Raw genomic sequence first — 16,877 nt, forward strand, 5'->3', positions numbered from 1 at the left:
GCTCGGAGATGTGTATAAGAGACAGCCCTGGGGGGGACCGCCTCGATGGGAGCCACGCCGCCGGATGCGCCGGGGATCTCCGGGATGCCCTCCCCCGACGGCAGGGGCCATCTGAAGCCCGACGAAGCCTCCCGGACCATCGGGATCAGGCCGGGATCGAAGCCCAGAAGCCGGCAGTGCAGGATGTCGGCGTCCACCGGGCTGTCCGAGCACGTGACGAAACCCAGCGGGAGGGGGTCGGGCATCATCGGCCCGTCGCCCTGGCCGCAGACCAGCGCGTCGGTCAGGCTGACGACCCTCCTCTGCGGGACGTCGGCCATCGTCCCGTCGATCCTCCCGTAGAGGGCGATCCTGTCTATGTCGAGCACCGTGCGCCAGACCGTGTCATTCCCCGACCAGCCTCCGTCTATCTCGGCCTCGCCGTGGAGGAGCCTCTGCAGTTCGAGCGCGATCCTCACGCCTGCGAGCATGGCGGGGAAGGACCGCCGCCCGATCCTCCGGTTGGAGGCGTCGAGCAGGTTCTCCGCGATGGACTTGAGCACCGACCGGCCGGGGTAGCAGTCGCCCCCGTCCCGCGCTCCGCCCTTCCTGTGGTGCGGCAGGAATTCCTTGTTGCCGTTGAGTCCCACCAGGTTCTTGAGGGCGCCGGTTATGCCCGCCTTCCGGTGAGTCTTGAGCTTGGGCAGGCTGAGGATGACGTCGGACTCCAGGGCCTCCTTCGAGATCAGGTACTGGTGCCGGCCCGGGAAGTGCCTCCTGGAGATCAGACCGGGATCGTACATCGTCACCCTGAAGCGCCCGGGCGGGCTGGACACCGGTTCGAGCAGGCTGTCGCACCCCAGGTCGAACAGCACGAACCTGTCCTCCGGACGGACATCCCGGTCATGGCCCGCATCGAGCCCCGCCCCCCGCATGATGGTGCGTCGGAAGTCGATCACATCGACCCTGCGGCCCCGGGCCGCCCCGGCGATCCGGTCCCGCAGCTCCGGAGTGACGAGCGAATCCCAGATGCAGCCCTGCACGGGTGCGTCTCCGATGACCACCGACGAAGGGTCGGACTCCAGCACGAGGCCGAGCGCGGCCAGCACGAACTCCGGATGCGTCGCCATGCAGTCGACCCCGCCGCCCGAGGCGTTTCTGTGGTAGACCCAGTTGGGCTTGATGAGCACCCTGGAGCCGGGGGCCATGCGGAGGGGCTGCCCGCCGGAGGCACCTGCAGCCGCCTCGCGGACGAGCCGGGCGAGCGCCTCGCGGGAGTACCACTCCGTTTCCGGCATGCCCATCGAAAGGGCGCAGGCTAGACCCGTCACAGGCCCTCCGGCAGACCGTCGATACCCCCGGGGGCGCGCAGTCTGCATAATCGAACCGGTCCCGCAGGGGGGCCGGCTGCACGATCCCTACCGACTGGGGGAACAGGTTCTGAAGATAGCCATCGGGACCGACAGGGGGGGATGGCACCGGAGGTTCGCCGAAGCCGTCGAGCGCCGGGCCCTCGATCGCCCCGGACTGGAGTACGGGTTCGTGAACCTGGACAGGAGCGACTGGCTCGCCCGGGTGGCCGGAGCCACCCTGGTGATCTGGAAGCCTCCCTACATGGGCCATGAATTCGCGGGATACGTCAAGGAGAAGATCCACTTCCTCGAGCATCACGCGGGGCTGACGGTCGTCCCGGGCTTCGAGACGGTCTGGCACTTCGAGAGCAAGGCCGCCCAGAGCTACCTGCTGTCCCTCGCGGGCATACCCACTCCGCGGACCTTCGTCACCTTCGACTACGACGAGGCGGCTCAGCAGGCCGGCCTGGAGGAGTTCCCCGTGGTCCTCAAGGGCTCGGCCGGGGCGGGGAGCGTGAACGTCAGGGCGGTGCGCAGCAGGGAGGAGCTCATGGGCATCGTCCGCCGCGCCTTCAGCCTGACGCTGTGGGACCGGACGGCGGCCGGGGGGCGCGGCAGGCTCTCGAGGCTGGCTTCCGGCATCGGGAGGGACTGGTTCGCGGACTTCCTGCGGAGGCGCCGGAGGGGCGAGCAGCCGTTCGGCGTCGCGTACTGGCAGGAGTTCGTCCCCGGCAACGATGCCGACCTTCGCATCACAGCAATCGGCGACAGTTTCGCGACAGGGTTCTGGCGCAACAACCGGCCGGGCGACTTCCGCGCCAGCGGCAGCGGCAGGATCGACTACGACAGGCCCGTGCCGGAGGAGGCCATGCTGGCCTGCCTGGGCATCAACAGGCGCTTCGGCTTCGACTCCATGGCCTACGACATCCTCTTCCGCGACGGACGCATGCTGGTTTCCGAGATGTCCTACGGCTATTCCGACTCCGCCGTCCACGGGGTCGCCGGATACTGGAGGCTCGAATCCCCCGGCTGCCTGAGGTTCGTGGAGGGTCATACCTGGCCCCAGGATCTCTGGGTCGACTGGGCGATATCGAAGGCCGACGCGGCCTCGGGCGCCAGGGCCGGGACCGCATCCCCGGGGGGCCGTGACCCGGAGCGCTGACAGCCCCCGGGTCGTCGTGCTCGCCGAAGCCTCGCCTTCCGACGGGGCGGCCGTCGGGGGCGTGAGCGGATACCTCAGGGCCCTCTCGGCGCACATGCCCCGGAGCTGGACCCTCCTGACCCCTTCGCCGGATGCGGAGGGCGGGCCGTCCCGCCTGGGTCCGTCCCTGGCCGGGTGCAGGCTCCCCCACAGGATCGTCTTCCCCGCCAGACTGCTGCTGCGCCTGCGCACGCTGTCCAGGCTGGAGCCCGGCCTCGTCTATTCGCACAGCAACGAGGCCTCCATGCTGCTGTGCCTCCTGCGGTCTCTCGGGATCGCGAAGTGGCGCCTCGTGCACCACCAGCACGGCTCGGAGAATCCCCTCACCTACGCCACCTTCCGCATCGGCAGGCGCTTCGGGCTTCCCGCCGCATACGGCCGCGTGCTGGGCTGGATGCACAGGTCCGTCGACCACGTGATAGCCATCGACGGCAGATGCCTCGAGGAGAACGTCCGGTGGGGCGTCCCCCGTGAACGGGTCACGCTGCTGCCGAACGCGGTGGACACCGGTCTGTTCTCGCCCTCGGGGGAGGGGCGCAGGAGCTTCAGGGAGGGGGCGGGGATACCCCCGGACGCCTTCCTCTTCTGCTTCGCCGGGCGCCTGGAGGACGTGAAGAGGGTGGACCTGCTCGTCGACGCGTTCGCACTGCTCGACGGCTCTCCCTGGCTGGTCATCGCGGGGGACGGATCGAGGAGGGACGACCTGGCGCGCAGGGCGGCGGGCTCGCCGGGATCCGTGAGAACCGTGTTCGCCGGTGCGCTCGGCCCGGGCGCCATGCCCCCGCTCTACGCGGCCTCCGACTGCCTCGTGCTGCCCTCTGCGGCCGAGGGGGTGCCGCTGGTGATCCTCGAAGCGATGTCTGCTGGTGTGCCCTCCGTCGCCACGGCTGTCGGCGGGGTTCCCGGCCTGCTGGACGAATCCTGCGGCATGCTGGTCGGACCCTCGGCATCCCCGGCGGAGCTGGCACGGGCCATGGAGAGGGCGATGACGGCACGGTGGGACCGCGGTGCGATCAGGGCCCGGGCGGAGTCCTACTCGGCCGCCTCGGCCGCCGCCATGCTGGACGGGCTATTCAGGAGGATCTGCGGTCCCGGGTCGGTCTGAGGGCCCGCCGGGCGCTATCCCTGCCCACCTGAGCACCTCGCCGACGCTGCGGGAGTACGCCTCGAAGGAGTACTTCCTCGAGGCTTCGAGGCCCCTGAGCGCCAGCGCCTCCCTCGAACCGGCGTCGTCCAGCATCCCCCCGAGCGCCCGGGCGAGGGCCGGGGGATCCTCCGACGGGGTCAGGATTCCGGCAGCCCCGTCGTCGAGCACTTCGGGGATGGCCCCTATGTTCGAGGCGACCACGGGCACGCCCTTGCTCATGGCCTCGGCGAGGACGAGGCCGAACGCCTCCTCGCGCCTCGTGGGGAAGACGAACACGCACGGCTCCGACTCGAATCCCGCCTCGATCTCATCGTGGCCGAGCTCTCCGCGCAGGTCGACCGAGCCGTCCAGGCCCCTTTCCGAGACCCATCTCCCGATGGCTGCGAAGATGCCGGCCTCCGTCTCCGGGCCGATCAGGACGAGCCGGGGCATCGAGGGCCGCCGGGATGCGAGGAGGTGGTAGGCCTCCAGGATGTCCCACACCCCCTTGCGGGCCCTGACGGTCGACAGGAAGACGATGGAGGACGGTTCGAGGAGGGCCCTGCGGGACACCTCGGCGGGATCGGAATACCTCCAGCCCGGGGGGAGGCAGTTCAGCAGCACCCGCACCCGGCCGGGCGCGACGCCGACGGCCCTCAGATCCTCCGCGACAGCCTCGCTCGGCCCGATGCAGCGGTCGAAGGACTTCCAGAACCTCACCGCATTCATGGCCTGGAAGCGGTTCGGCCCCAGCGAGAGGGACCTGTACCTCACCATGTGCGAGTAGCCTATCCAGTTGCGCGACAGGTGCCGGAGCAGAGGGAGGAAGAAGTAGTCGAAGGTGAGGGCCGGCGGCAGGGACGCGGGGAGATAGAAAGCCGCGTCGTACCGGCCGGAGAGCCCCAGAGCGCCTGCCTCCAGTCCCATCCCCGCGGCGCGCGCGAGCTTGTGGAGCCTTATCTTGCCTATCTCCGTGTTGCGCCTGGAGAAGGCCCTGTCCAGGATGGACACCTCGCAGCCGTTATCGCGGAGAGCCCGCACCAGGAACCTGTTCATCACGAGCGAGCCGTGCATCGCCCCGGAATTGTTGCCGACCACTAGGATCCTGGGTCTGTCAGCTCCCATTCCGGGCCCTCCCGACGATGGCCTCCTCGTACACCCCGAGCGTCGCCTCGAGCATCCTGCGGGACGAGAACTCGCCCAGGATCCTGGCCCTGCCGGATTCGCCGGCGCGGGCGCAGAGACCGGGGTCCGACGCCATCGCCGCGAGCCTGTCGGCCAGGGCCCCCGCATCCTTCTGCGGCACCATCCAGCCGTCCCGTGATTCACGCACCAGTTCCGAGTTCCCCCCCCCATCGGTGCAAACCACAGGGAGCCCCGCAGCCATGCACTCCATCAGGAAATTCGACATGCCCTCCCCGAGGGGCGAGAGGAGCACCCCCGCGTCCGCTTCGGCGAGATATCGCATGGAGTCGGCAGTCCGGCCATGGAAGCACACCGCCAGGAGGCACCCGGCGGCGCGTGCCCTCTCCTCCAGGATCTCCCTGTCCGGCCCGTCGCCCAGCAGGTCGAAGCGGAACCTCCCGGGACACCCCCTCTCGAGGATGGCCGCGGCGTCTATCAGAGTCGCGAAATCCTTGTGGCCCGACATCGACCCGGCCATGACGCACGTGAAGCGTTCGTGAGAACCCGGAGATGCATGGACGCCCTCCACCCGGCGGGCGTCGAAGCCGTTCCTGATCAGCCTGGCCTTCCTCGCGGGGATCCTCCATGCCGAGAGCCCGGACGCGCTGTTGCCGGTGCAGAGATCTCCGAGCCTCGCCGCCAGGAGCAGCCGCGCGCGTTTCCTGCGGGGGAGCGTGCCCATCCTGACGAGGCCCGTGACGTGCGCCACACCGGCCTCCCTGGAAGGGAGGCACATCAGCGAGGCGGATACCCAGCCCCATGAGTGTATCACGGAGGGGTGGAAGCCCGTCGCGAACGAGAAGGCGGATCGTATGGCTCCGAATGGATCCCTTCCGTCTCCCGGGGCGGTCACGAGCCTAATCCCGAGATCCTCGATCGCCCCGGCATACGGTCCGCCGTGGAGCGCCCAGACCGCAACCTCGGCCCTCCCGGCGAGGCCTTCGCAGAGCATGTGGAACTGGCGCTCGGCCCCGCCCGGACCGAGGCCGTCTATGGCGAGCAGGACTCTCAGAAGGCAGCCTCCGCCCGGCCGTTTCCGGTCATCTGTCCTGCCTCGGATTCCGCCACCCGAAGTGCTTCTCGAACTCGAACACCGGGGGGAAGGAGCCGAAGCCGGTCAGCAGGGATCCGTCGCTCTCGAAGACGGTCTCCACCTCCCCGGGAGGACAGGGGGCGAGACCCAGGGGGCTCCCGAACCCGCCCCTGAGCAGCGGGATGTCCATCGGATCGAAGCCCGCCGCCGCGGCGGAGACCGCATCCACGGCGAGCGGAGAGCATCCCGCCAGGATCACGCCCGACGGCGCCGGATCGGCATCGAGGGGTCCGTTCCCCTGTCCGCCCACGATCCCGTCGACCACGTTGAAGAACCTGCGGCGCGGGGTGTCGCCCATGACTCCGTCACGCCCGCAGAACGTGATTATCGCCGCCAGATCGAGCACCATGCGCCAGGTAGTGTCGTTGCCGTGCCAGTTGCCGCTCCTGACCACCTCGCGGGTGGACCCGAAGATGCCGTATCCCAGAGGCTTGAGCACCCTTGCCGCGGTCCCGGCCACCCTGCCTCCGTAAAGCACGATCCTCTTCGCGGCCTTCACCGCGAGGTTCTCGAGCCTTCCTCCGCGCCTGCCGTCGGGGAACTGGTCGCCGCCCTCGGAGGGAGGGCCGAAGCGATAGTGCGGCAGCATGTTCTTGTTGCCGGCCAGGCCCACCATGCCCTTCAGGCATCCCGTCATCCCGCACTTCTTGTGCGTCTTGAGCTTCGGGATGCTTATCACGACGTCGGCCGAGAGGGCCATGCCCGAGACCTCGTAGACGTGCCTCCCGCCCGAGTGGCTCCGGTTCGTGACCCCTGTGTCGTATGCGGCGCCGTAGAACGACGCGGAGCCCCGGCTCCCCTCGAAGTGGCTGGATACGGCAAGGTCGGTCGTCACGTATCCCGCCGGATCGCCGGGGAGTCTGACGCTGCCGGTGCACACGCCGTCCCGCACGATCCATCTCTCCGTGCGGAGGTCGAGGAGGTCGACGGGCACCCCCGCCCTCGAACGCATGGTGTCGACCATGGCTGCGAGGCCCGTCCTCCGGGCCGTCAGGCCGAAGTCCGAGTCGGTCTGGGGCGAGTCGGCTATCACGACCCTGCCCCTGCCGCCCAGCGCGATCAGGACGTAGTCGAGCACGGCGCGCACGACCGATGCGGAGGTGACGATCTGCTCGTACTGGTCCGGATGCCCCTCGCGTGCCTCGCATACGAGGTTCGGCTTGACCAGGACCATGTCGCCCCTGCGGACGACCTCCCCCAGAGGGTTCCAGGCCGGGGTGCCGAAGTTCCCCCCGTCCATCCCGAGAGCCGCGAGGGCTGCCCTGACAGCGGTATAGGCATGGTTGGCCCCGTCGCATCCGGCTGCTCCCCAGGGGTATTCGGGGAAGTCCGTGTCGGGGTCGAAGGGGGGCGTCGACGGATACGAGGCTTCCACGGCCCTGGCGATCGCGACACGGCAAGACTCGGTCATCTCCACCTCCCGATGCCACGAATATGGGCCAAGAGTGCGCAAAGGATAACTCCCGCTATATTCCGGGGTGCATCTTCAGGGGGCGTTCGAGGGGGGGGATGCCGTTCCGATGTACTCCGGGCTGAGCTACAGCGTCTACAGGGCCCTTCCCGTGAGGCTTCAGAACCTCGCCGTATCGGCCATATCCTCGGTGAGGTGGAACCATGAATCCTCGCCGGGGTTCCGCAAGCTGGTCCTGAAGCTCAGGAAGATGCAGTACTGGCCGCCGGACGACATGGAGGACTACAGGCGCCGCAGGTTGGCCGAAGTCCTCGGGGCCGCAGCCAACACCCCCTTCTACGACGGCATGATCCCCGACGCCCAAACCGTCGACAGCGACCCCGTCGCCGTGCTCAAGTCCCTGCCCATACTGGACAAGCGCACCGTTGCCGAACGCCCCGGCGACTTCATCCCCATCGACGTCGATCCGGCGGGGCTCGTGAAGCACGGCACCAGCGGGACCACCGGCCTGCCCCTCAGGGTCTACTGGAGCAGGGAGTCCATGGACATGGAGCGCGCCCTCATCTGGCGCCACAGGCTCTCGGTGGGCTGCAGGTTCGGCCACGACTGGGTGGCGATGCTGGGCGGTCACCGCATCGTCCCGATCGACCAGACCGCCCCTCCGTACTGGAGGGAGTGCCCGCCGGCCAGGCTCTCCTATCTCTCGACCTACCACATCTCCCCCGACAATGCCGTCCATTATCACAAATATCTGGAGGAGAAGCAGATAGCCTTTCTGTCCGGCTATCCGTCGGCGCTCTACGCCCTGGCGCTGGCGTTCCGGCGCCGCGGGCTTTCAGCCAGGATGAAGGGTGCCTTCTTCGGTGCCGAACCCCTTCACGACTTCCAGCGCGAGGCCGTGCAGGACGTCTTCGGCTGCTACCTGTGGGACTACTACGGGCTGACCGAGAGGGTAGTCTCGGCGAGCGAGTTCGAGTGCAGGAACGGGCTGCACCTGAACTGGGAGAACTCGTATTTCGAGATCCTCGGTCCGGAGGGAAGGGACGTCGGACCCGGAGGAGCGGGCGAGCTCGTCGGGACGTCGCTGAGCAACACGGGCTTCACCCTGCTGCGTTACAGGACCGGCGACATGACCCGCCTCCTCGAGGGGGAGTGCTCGTGCGGCAGGATATCTCCGAGGGTCGAGGCCATCGACACCAAGGTCGAGGACCTCCTGGTCATGCCCGACGGCTCGCTCCTGTCGGCCTCGAACCTGACATACCCGTTCAAGGGGATGTCGCACATCCGCCAGTCTCAGATCTACCAGAGGGTCCCGGAGGAGCTGGTCATCAGGATAGTGCCCGACCTCGGCTTCAACGACGAGGACGTGGAGAACCTCCGGAAGGAGGTCCTGGAGGTGCTGCCCGCCGGGGTGTCGGTCAACGTCGTCTGCGTCCCCTCCATCCCCGTGAACAGCTCCGGCAAGTTCTCCTTCGCCGTCTCCGACGTCCCCCCGACTCCGGAACGCTGTTGACTCGCTCATTCCCGCGAACGCGGGGATGAGCAGGTCCGACAGTCGCCCGCCAGCTTTCCGGTTCAACTGAATGGCGGGCGATGAGAGGACCGCAGCGCTACCGCCATGACCGGGTTTCACCAGCAGTCCCATTCTGTCTGCAGACCTCGACGAAACCCGGATCGGACTAGAGAGGGATCACCGCAGAAGCAGCTCCGCGACGACCGCCGGGAGGCCGGGGTTCTCCATGCGGGGAAGCCGCACGAAGGACGCGGGGTCTAGAGAGAGCGCCGAAGGGACGTCGCGGACGAACCCGAGGCGGCCAAGCGAGGCCAGGTGCTCGTCCACGCGCCCCGGCCTGCCCATGAAGAAGCTGATCGAGGGGACCCCGAGGACGGCTGCCTCGCGGGTCATCGTGCCGCCGCCGCCCGCGACCGCGAGGGCGTTCCAGACGAGGTCGGGCCCGTCCAGCACGCGGTCGGGCACGACGGCTCCGGCCAGTCTCGCGGCCCCGGCCAGCGGGTCGTCGCCCGATCTCGGCACGAAGAGGATGCGGGTGCCCTTCCGCTTCGAGAGGTTCTCGAGCAGGGCGTGGAAGATCCTCTCGCTCTCGGGATTGTGGTAGTGCGCGGTGACGGCCGGCGGGCGCAGAAGGACATAGGGTTCGCCGCCGGTCAACTCCGCTATCTCCCGGGGAGTTCCGGCGAACTCCCGGCCAGACAGGTACAGCTCCTCCTTGAGCCCCGGGAAGAACCGGGCCTTCCGGGTGTCGATCCCGGCCTCGCGGGCCCTTTCGATCCCGACCGCCTCGGGCAGCAGGATGGTGCGGCAGAGCCTGTTGAAGATCGACGGGTTCACCCATTCGTAGTCGTACATCGTCACCGAGGGGACGCCCAGCATCACCGAGGCGGGGGGCAGCGAGCGCGAGCCGTGCCCGAAAGACAGCGACGGCCTGCGACCGCGCACGGCAGCGGCGAGTGACAGGGCCCTGGCGAGCGTGCCGATCACCTTGCCCGCGCTGCTCTTCGACGAACCGCCCCCCGTGCGGATGTACTGCAACCCGTAGAGGTCGAGCAGCTCGCAGGTCGAGGCCCTGTCCCTCGCCGTGAAGAACACCTCGTGGCCCAGGCGGGTCAGCTCTGCGGCGACCGGCCTCATCACGGGCACGTGCGGGGCGTTGTCGGCGTCGAACCAGATCCTCATCCCGCCTCCGCCCGTGACAGGGCCGCGAGCGCCCGGAACATCCAGGCCTGCGCCCAGCGTGTGTGGATCGTGCGCGAGGCGTCGAGGCGGTTCCGCCTCAGGAGGAAGCCCTTCCGGCGCCCGTCCCAGAGAAGCTCGACCGCCCTGTCCGCGATGGCTGCAGGGTCGACCTCGACGTCGAATCCTGCTCTGCCCGCCGCGAGCCAGGTGAGGATGCCCTGCGCGTATGTGTGAGGATCGACGGGATACCTGCGCCCGGGATGGTAGAGGGCGGTGCCGTCCGGCCCGAAGAGCTCCGAGGCATAGAAACGAAGACCTCTCTCTATCGCCCCGTCCCATCTCTCCGAGCCCAGGGATCCCCCGAGGAAGATCAGCGTCTCGAGCACGAAGCCAGTGTGCAGGCCGTCCACCCAGTGCCAGTGGGGGGCCTCGCCGTAGGCCCAGGAACCGTCGGGCGACTGGCGGGAGGCGACATAGTCGGCAGCCCGGGATGCCCTTTCGTCGAGTCCGCCGGGGAGGCCCGCCGCATGACCCCGTGAGAGCAGCTTCGCGGCGAAGAGCGAGGCGTTGTAGACCCTCGACCCGTCCCTCGGCGAATAGCTGAAGCAGATCCCTTCGTCGCACTCTTGGCGCTCCAGGGAGTTCTGAACGAAGCGCACGGCACAGCCGAGGGCGGCCCCGTACGACTCCGAGCGTGCGTCCGAGAGTGCGTCGATGACGAAGCTGGTGCAGACCACGGTCGGGAAGCCCGACGGCTGGAAGAAAGCCCGCCCCTGCCAGGGGAAGTCGTAGCCCCATCCCGCCTCGATCCCGTCGGTGAAGGCTTCGGGCCGGCCCTCGGAGCCCGGCCGGGCGACCGGCGAACCGTCGGGCCGCGAAGCCGAGGCCAGCAGCAGGGACTCGAGCAGGGCCGCGCTCGCGGGATCATCACCGGGCATGTCGGACAGGCCCGAGAGGAAGAGGGAGAGGGCCTTTGGATTCCTCCCAGGAGATATGCCGAGAAGGCGCCTGGGATCGAACGGACAGCGCTTGACCGCCTGCGTCAGCGCGAGGCGGAAGAGCCGCGACCTCCTCACGAGTGGGGCGAGGAGCCGGCTCGACAGGGCGTCGTAGGGGTCGGGCCCGCTGAATCCGGACGCCCTCTCCCGGGCGAGGATGTCGAGCGCGGTCCGCCGGGCGTCAGATCCTGTCATGCATCCCGGGCGGCTGCCAGGAAGGCGCCCGCGTCTATCCCGGCGGTTCCTCCGCCTGCGGCGAGGCACTCCTCCGCCCTGATGCAGGCCAGGGTGGTCGCGGCCACGGACCGGAAGTCGATTGGCCTGACCCCGGAAGCGATAGATCCGAGGAAGGCGCCGACCTCCTCCTCGTGGCCCTTGCCGCGGCATTTCACCGATCTCTTGCCAGACGGGCCGTACAGGTCCACCCTGCCGAAGTTGTCGATGACGGCAGTCCTGCCGCCCGCCGAGACCTCGATCCTCTCCTTGGGCAGCCTCTTCGAGGCATCGGCCACATACGAGATCGTGCCCGCCGAGCCGGTCGAGAAGTCGAGGAGCAGGACCGAGTTGTCGCGCGAGGGCACCGCCGCGTCGTCGCGCCTGAGCGAGGTGGCGGCCACCCTGACCGGCTCGCCTCCGCAGAGGAACTGGAGGAGGTCGACGAAGTGGCAGACCTCGCCGAGTATCCGGCCCCCGCCCTGCGCCGGGTCCTGGGTCCAGTGGTCGGGCGGGATCCTGCCCGCGGCCACCGTGTAGTTCATCACCATGGGCTGCCCGGTCTCGCGGAGGAAGTCGCGCGCGATGGCGGCCGCTCGGGAGAAGCGCCTGTTGAAGCCGACCATGAGTATCGGCGGCTCATCGGTCCTCATGTATTCGTCCCGGATCGCCGCGAGCTCCTCGATCGTGAGGCAGAGCGGCTTCTCGACGAAGACGTGCCTGCCTGCCGAGAGCGCCGCGAGAGTCCCGGGCCCGTGCCTGTCGTGCCTCGTGGCTATGAAGACCGCGTCGGTGGCGGGGTCCGAGAATACCTCCCCGGGGGTCCCCACCGCCCTGGCGAAGCCGAACCGCCTGCCTGCATCCGCCGCAGTGAGGCCGGACCTCGTGCAGATGGCCTCCGGGCGGGCGTTCCTGTTCTTCGTGATGACCGGCAGAAGGAAGGTCTGCGCGAAGGAGCCCGTGCCGATGAAGGACACCCCGATCCCGCCACCCGCGGCCTTCCTGCCGCCGTCGAGGATGACGGGCGCGCCCGGACGCACCTGCGGTTCCGCCGGGTACTCGAGGAGGATCCCGCAGAACGGTTCGGATGCGTCGGCGATCATGGCGTAGGCGGACGGGGCGTTCTCGAGCCGGAACCTGTGCGTGACGAGGGACGAGGGCCTTACGGAACCGGATGCGACCGAATCGAGGAAGGCCTCCATGTTCCGCCCCTCGGTCCACCGGACGTAGGGGAGCGGATAGTCGATCCCCCCCTCCTCGTACGAGGGGTCGTAGCGCCCGGGGCCGTAGGAGCAGGAGACGGTGAAGGATATCTCCTTGCGGTAGTAGTCCTCGCGCGGGATGTCCATCCCCACGGCGCCCACCGCCACGACCCTGCCCCTCCTTCGGCAGGCCGCGCCCGCGAGTTCCACCGGTCCGTTGCTGCCGGTGCCGGCGCAGATCAGCACCAGATCGACGCCCCTGCCCCTGGAGAAGGCCTCGATGGCGGGCAACACCGCGTCGGATCCGGAATCTACGGCCTCGTCGGCACTGCCGGCCGACATTGCGAGCGCGACGGCCGCCGGGTCGATGTCGGCCCCCATGACCCTGCATCCGCCGGCTTTGAGGAGCTGGCAGGCGAGCTGGCCGATGATCCCGAGGCCTATCACGAGGGCGCATTCCCCCTGTGTCGGCGAGGCGAGCCGCACTCCCTGCAGCGCGATCGAGCCCAGGGTGGTGAATGCGGCGTCTTCCAGCCCGACCGTTGCGGGAACCCTGGCCGTGAGATTGACGGGGATCACGACTTGATCGGCATGGTTGGCGTATCCGCCCCCCGCGCAGGCCACGAGGTCGCCGGGGGCGAGGCCTCCGCAGTCGCCGCAGGTCTCCGTGACGCGGCCCGAGAGGCTGTATCCCAGGGGCTGCGCCCCCTCGAGCTTGGACCTGACCTTCCGGATCGTGTTCACGAGGCCGAGTGTGCGGACCATGCCGACGGCCTGCCTGGCCTGCTCGGGCCTGGCGTGGGCCTTCTCGAGCAGGGACATGCGGCCGGCCCTGACCTTGCCGCCCTCGGTGCCCGGGCTCACGGCGGAGAACGCCGTAGCCACCCTCACGGAACCCGGCTGGAGCATGGGGTCCGGAGCCTCGACGACCTCGACCGAGCCGTCGCTAAGCCTTTGTCCCAGTATCCTCAGTTGGGGCCTCCCCGCCGTTCCTGTGCTTCCTCTTCCTGTGCCGCCGCCTCTTGTCGCGGATCGCGACGATGAAGCCGGCGAGGCCGCCCAGGAATGCCAGCACCGTGGTCTTGAAGTTGTTGAGGATGAGGTCCCTGGTCCAGCGGAACACCGCCGAGACCGCCTCCGAGATGAGGTGCCATACAGTCCGGGCCGCCCTGATGAAGGGATCGAGCCAGTACATGATCGAGGTCAGGCTGTAGCCCTGCTCGTTGGCTGGTCCGGAGTGGGATGCGAGCGCCTTGATGATCGCGCCGAGGAGTATCCCGCCCGTCACCCCCGCCGCGACGTAGAACAGCATGTGCCGGTGCCTGTTGAGCCAGTCGAGCGTGGCGGGGGAGGTGCTGACGCGCGAGATGCCGCTCCTGTGGGAGCTCCGCCTGCGCCTGGCGCCGCACTCGGGACATCTGTGCCTGGCCTTGCTGAAGACCTGCCCGCAGCTCCTGCAGCGGTAGAACTGGTCGGCCCCGCATGTGCCGCACCACTCGCTGCGGTGCTTGAGAAGGCTCTTGCACCTGTAGCAGTACCTGGCATCCGGGCCCTGTTCGGACCCGTCCAGCCGCTCCGGGGCGACTCTCTCCTCCGCCATCGGCCTCCAATGCCCGGGATGACAGATATCGAGCTCGGGTTCACCGTCTGCGGAACCCGCCGGCACATGATCGGCAGAGGACTATAAGCAAGCGCCGCGGCCGGGGGAGAGGACGGCCGGAAACCTCTCCCCCCGGACCGTGCGAGGGTATAGTTGATCCCGGGGAAGGAGGGCCCTCGAGTCCATGAACACCGCCGTGCGGGTCCTGACCGTATTCTTCACGCTGTATGCCGGGCTCTACCTGGTCCAGGAGTTCACGAAGGTGGACGTGATGTGCCGCATAGGCGACATCTGGAGCCTCCTCGACCTCCGTGACGAAGGGCCCGGTATCTTCACGTCGGTCGACCCCGAGGACTTCCCGGAAGGGCCCGTGCCCGAGCCCGGCGACTCCCTGCTCTCGGTAGACGGCCTCACGGCCACGGTCTCCAACTATTTCACGGTGTTCTCGACCGATACCCCGGCGGGCCGCGAGGTCGGGATCGTCTACAGGGAGCCGTCGAGGATCCGCATGGACAGCACGCTCTCCTCCTCCATGGCCGCGCTCCTCGCGACGCCGATCGATGCCGCGCTCGGAACCGGGATCGCCGACTCGGTCAGCGAGGGTGAAAGCTGGATGGTGATAGCGCCGCCGCCCGTGTCGACCACCGTCGTGACGCGGTCCATCCCGGCCGTGTACAAGGTGCAGATCATCCTGCTCTTCATCGTCAGGGTGCTGATCACGGCCGGATTCCTCTACACGGCCGCATACACCCTGGCCAGGCGGCCGGGGAACCCGGCAGCGAGGGTGATGGCCCTGTTCTGCCTGGCGATAACGTCCCTGATGGTCTTCTCCGCCCAGATAATCCCCATGGCCTACGCCACATTCAGGTTTCCCTTCGAGAACGGGCTCCTGACCGCCACGCGGATCTTCGGGGCTTTCTCCGCTTCGTTCTGGCTCCATCTCCACATGCTGTTCCCCTTCGAGAGGGAGAGGTTCGCGAAGCACAGGAAGGTCGCCCTGGCCGCGATCTACATACCCATCGCGGCGCTCGTCGCGTTCAACTTCTTTATTGACGGGCAGGAGATCAACATCGTTGCCGTGCCGGTCCTGACATGCTACTTCGCCGGCGGGTTCGCGATGCTCCGCAGGGCGATGTCGAAGTCCGCAGGGATGCTCGAGAGGCGCGAGGCCCGGATGGTGATGTGGGGGGCCGCTCCCGGCTTCATCGTATTCATGTTGATCGCCTGGATTCAGCTCCTGTTCGCGCGCGATATGGCCTCCCTGTCGTACACGGGCCGTCTCCTCATCGCCAACACCCAGTTCCTCTCGATCCTGCCGGCCCCGCTGAGCATCGCCAGGGCGATGGGCAGGTTCAGGCTCCACGACGCCGAGACGAAGTACAGGAAGGGCACCCTCTTCCTGATCGTGAACGTGTTCCTGCTCGCCTTCATCGTGGCCTTCGCCTACGGTGCCGGGAGGGCGCTGTCCTCCGCGGCCGGGATAGGAGGGACCACGCCGGTGCTGCTCATCTCCCTGAGCCTCGCTGTCGGATTCGCACCGGTCCAGAGGATCATCAGGAACGACCTGGAGAACAGGTTCTTCCCCGAGAGGCGCCGCCTGAGGGCTCTTCTGAGCGGGTTCCTGCAGGAGATCCGGGGCATAGGCGACCGGGGGGAGTTCTGGTCTCTGCTGGCCAGAAGGCTCACGGAGGGGCTCGATGCCGAACCGGTGATCCCGGTGACGAAGGCCGGAGCCTCGTCCACGTCGCTCACGGACGGGAGCGGAGCCCCCGCGCCGTTCGACACCGACGACATGTTCGTGCAGAGGCTCTGCTCCGAAGGGAGGCCGCTGCTGCTCGACGAGATCCAGGCCTCCGGGAGGATCCGGCTGGATCCGGCCCAGGCGGCTTGGTTCGAGGAGAGGAGGATCGCCCTGCTGCTCCCGCTGCCCTCCCGCGACAGCGGCATCGGCTTCGTGGCGGCCGGGCGGAAGAGGTCGGGCGAGGACTACAGGGCGTTCGAGCTGGAGACCCTGGGCTCGCTGTCCGGCCAGATCGCCATGGCGGCCGAGAACATAGAGCTGATGGAGGAGAAGGTGGAGAAGGAGAAGCTGGAGGAGCAGCTCTCCATCGCGAGGTCCATCCAGAAGGGGCTCCTCCCGGGAGAGATGCCCGACACCCCGGGGCTCTCCGTATCGGCCTCCATCCAGTTCTGCCTGGAAGTCGCGGGTGACTACTACGACGTGATCCCGATGTCGGGCGGGCGGACCCTGCTCGCGGTGGGCGACGCCACCGGCAAGGGGGTCGGGCCGGCCCTCCTCATGGCGAACCTCCAGGCCACTCTGAGGTCCATCTCCGACGTCGGCATCCCGCTCGAGGAGATGGTCGCGCGGGCCAACAGGATGGTCCATGCCAACACCTCCCCCGAGTACTTCATCACGATGTTCGCGGCGGTGTTCGATCCCGGCGCGTCGACCCTCGAGTGGGTGAACGCCGGTCACAACCCTCCCGTCCTGCTCGGGGCCGGCGGAGGCATATTCGATCTCTCGGAGGGCGGACTCCTGCTCGGGGTGTCACGCGATGCGGCATACAGGAGCGGAACCGTGCGAATGGAGCACGGCGACCTCCTTGTGATGTACTCGGACGGGCTCACCGAGGCGATGGACGCCTCCGGCGAGGAGTACGGCCCGGAACGCCTGGCCGGGGCCGCGAGGAGCGCCGCCGGGCTCGAAACGTGCATGGTCGTGAGGGAGATCGTCTCCGATGTGCGCCGCTTCCACGGGAGCGACTCCTTTCGCGACGATTTCACGATTATGGTCGCGAGGAGGCTCTGAAGCCTCGGAG

12 protein-coding genes are annotated in these 16,877 nt (G+C 68.4%); 4 read left to right on the plus strand and 8 right to left on the minus strand.

The genetic code is table 11. From position 1 onward, the window contains the following. On the minus strand, nucleotides 1-1,310 hold a 1,310-nt coding region (locus tag QUS11_03510), incomplete at its 3' end, for a DUF362 domain-containing protein (GenBank protein ID MDM7992356.1). On the opposite strand from QUS11_03510, the gene QUS11_03515 reads away from it, so the two are divergent. Further along, nucleotides 1,276-2,493 (plus strand): hypothetical protein, encoded by a 1,218-nt coding sequence (locus QUS11_03515; protein ID MDM7992357.1) that lies wholly within the window; start codon nucleotides 1,276-1,278, stop codon nucleotides 2,491-2,493. The genes QUS11_03510 and QUS11_03515 overlap by 35 nt on opposite strands. Beyond that, entirely contained in the window at nucleotides 2,477-3,637 is a 1,161-nt protein-coding gene (locus QUS11_03520; protein ID MDM7992358.1) for a glycosyltransferase family 4 protein, read from the plus strand. The genes QUS11_03515 and QUS11_03520 overlap by 17 nt, the downstream gene beginning before the upstream one ends. On the opposite strand, the gene QUS11_03525 is transcribed toward QUS11_03520, so the two are convergent. The 3 genes from QUS11_03525 to QUS11_03535 are packed head-to-tail and all read right to left on the minus strand — an operon-like array spanning nucleotide 3,602 to nucleotide 7,347. After that, complete coding sequence (locus QUS11_03525; protein ID MDM7992359.1) at nucleotides 3,602-4,783, minus strand: glycosyltransferase family 4 protein; 1,182 nt, start codon at nucleotides 4,781-4,783, stop codon at nucleotides 3,602-3,604. The genes QUS11_03520 and QUS11_03525 overlap by 36 nt on opposite strands. Further along, the gene (locus QUS11_03530) at nucleotides 4,773-5,837 is read right to left on the minus strand and encodes a glycosyltransferase (protein MDM7992360.1); all 1,065 of its coding nucleotides are present in this window, start codon (nucleotides 5,835-5,837) and stop codon (nucleotides 4,773-4,775) included. The genes QUS11_03525 and QUS11_03530 overlap by 11 nt, the downstream gene beginning before the upstream one ends. A gap of 46 nt (nucleotides 5,838-5,883) precedes the next feature. Beyond that, complete coding sequence (locus QUS11_03535) at nucleotides 5,884-7,347, minus strand: DUF362 domain-containing protein (protein ID MDM7992361.1); 1,464 nt, start codon at nucleotides 7,345-7,347, stop codon at nucleotides 5,884-5,886. A 109-nt stretch (nucleotides 7,348-7,456) separates the two neighbouring features. Here QUS11_03535 and QUS11_03540 point away from each other — a divergent pair, with 109 nt between their 5' ends. Next, on the plus strand, nucleotides 7,457-8,860 hold the full coding sequence (locus QUS11_03540) for a hypothetical protein (protein MDM7992362.1): 1,404 nt from the start codon (nucleotides 7,457-7,459) through the stop codon (nucleotides 8,858-8,860). 177 nt (nucleotides 8,861-9,037) lie between these two features. On the opposite strand, the gene QUS11_03545 is transcribed toward QUS11_03540, so the two are convergent. Genes QUS11_03545 through QUS11_03560 form a run of 4 tightly spaced genes read right to left on the minus strand, consistent with a single transcriptional unit; the run spans nucleotide 9,038 to nucleotide 14,055 of the window. Then, a complete protein-coding gene (locus QUS11_03545) occupies nucleotides 9,038-10,042 on the minus strand; it encodes a DUF354 domain-containing protein (protein MDM7992363.1) in 1,005 nt (334 codons plus the stop codon). Beyond that, nucleotides 10,039-11,235, minus strand: a complete 1,197-nt coding sequence (locus tag QUS11_03550) for a hypothetical protein (protein ID MDM7992364.1) — start codon at nucleotides 11,233-11,235, stop codon at nucleotides 10,039-10,041. The genes QUS11_03545 and QUS11_03550 overlap by 4 nt, the downstream gene beginning before the upstream one ends. Next, entirely contained in the window at nucleotides 11,232-13,364 is a 2,133-nt protein-coding gene (locus tag QUS11_03555) for a bi-domain-containing oxidoreductase (GenBank protein MDM7992365.1), read from the minus strand. The genes QUS11_03550 and QUS11_03555 overlap by 4 nt, the downstream gene beginning before the upstream one ends. A gap of 37 nt (nucleotides 13,365-13,401) precedes the next feature. Next, nucleotides 13,402-14,055, minus strand: coding sequence for a hypothetical protein (locus QUS11_03560; protein MDM7992366.1), 654 nt, complete (start codon nucleotides 14,053-14,055; stop codon nucleotides 13,402-13,404). A gap of 184 nt (nucleotides 14,056-14,239) precedes the next feature. Between QUS11_03560 and QUS11_03565 the strand changes: the two genes are divergently transcribed. Beyond that, a complete protein-coding gene (locus tag QUS11_03565; protein ID MDM7992367.1) occupies nucleotides 14,240-16,867 on the plus strand; it encodes a PP2C family protein-serine/threonine phosphatase in 2,628 nt (875 codons plus the stop codon). Nucleotides 16,868-16,877: the final 10 nt, after the last annotated feature.

It is taken from the genome of Candidatus Fermentibacter sp. (assembly GCA_030373045.1).
GTDB lineage: Bacteria > Fermentibacterota > Fermentibacteria > Fermentibacterales > Fermentibacteraceae > Fermentibacter.

Coding starts and splice junctions, on each gene's coding strand:
- QUS11_03515 (MDM7992357.1), top strand. CDS start 1,276: ATGCCCATCGAAAGGGCGCAGGCTAGACCCGTCACAGGCCCTCCGGCA.
- QUS11_03525 (MDM7992359.1), bottom strand. CDS start 4,783: ATGGGAGCTGACAGACCCAGGATCCTAGTGGTCGGCAACAATTCCGGG.
- QUS11_03535 (MDM7992361.1), bottom strand. CDS start 7,347: ATGACCGAGTCTTGCCGTGTCGCGATCGCCAGGGCCGTGGAAGCCTCG.
- QUS11_03540 (MDM7992362.1), top strand. CDS start 7,457: ATGTACTCCGGGCTGAGCTACAGCGTCTACAGGGCCCTTCCCGTGAGG.
- QUS11_03545 (MDM7992363.1), bottom strand. CDS start 10,042: ATGAGGATCTGGTTCGACGCCGACAACGCCCCGCACGTGCCCGTGATG.
- QUS11_03550 (MDM7992364.1), bottom strand. CDS start 11,235: ATGACAGGATCTGACGCCCGGCGGACCGCGCTCGACATCCTCGCCCGG.
- QUS11_03555 (MDM7992365.1), bottom strand. CDS start 13,364: ATGCTCCAGCCGGGTTCCGTGAGGGTGGCTACGGCGTTCTCCGCCGTG.
- QUS11_03560 (MDM7992366.1), bottom strand. CDS start 14,055: ATGGCGGAGGAGAGAGTCGCCCCGGAGCGGCTGGACGGGTCCGAACAG.
- QUS11_03565 (MDM7992367.1), top strand. CDS start 14,240: ATGAACACCGCCGTGCGGGTCCTGACCGTATTCTTCACGCTGTATGCC.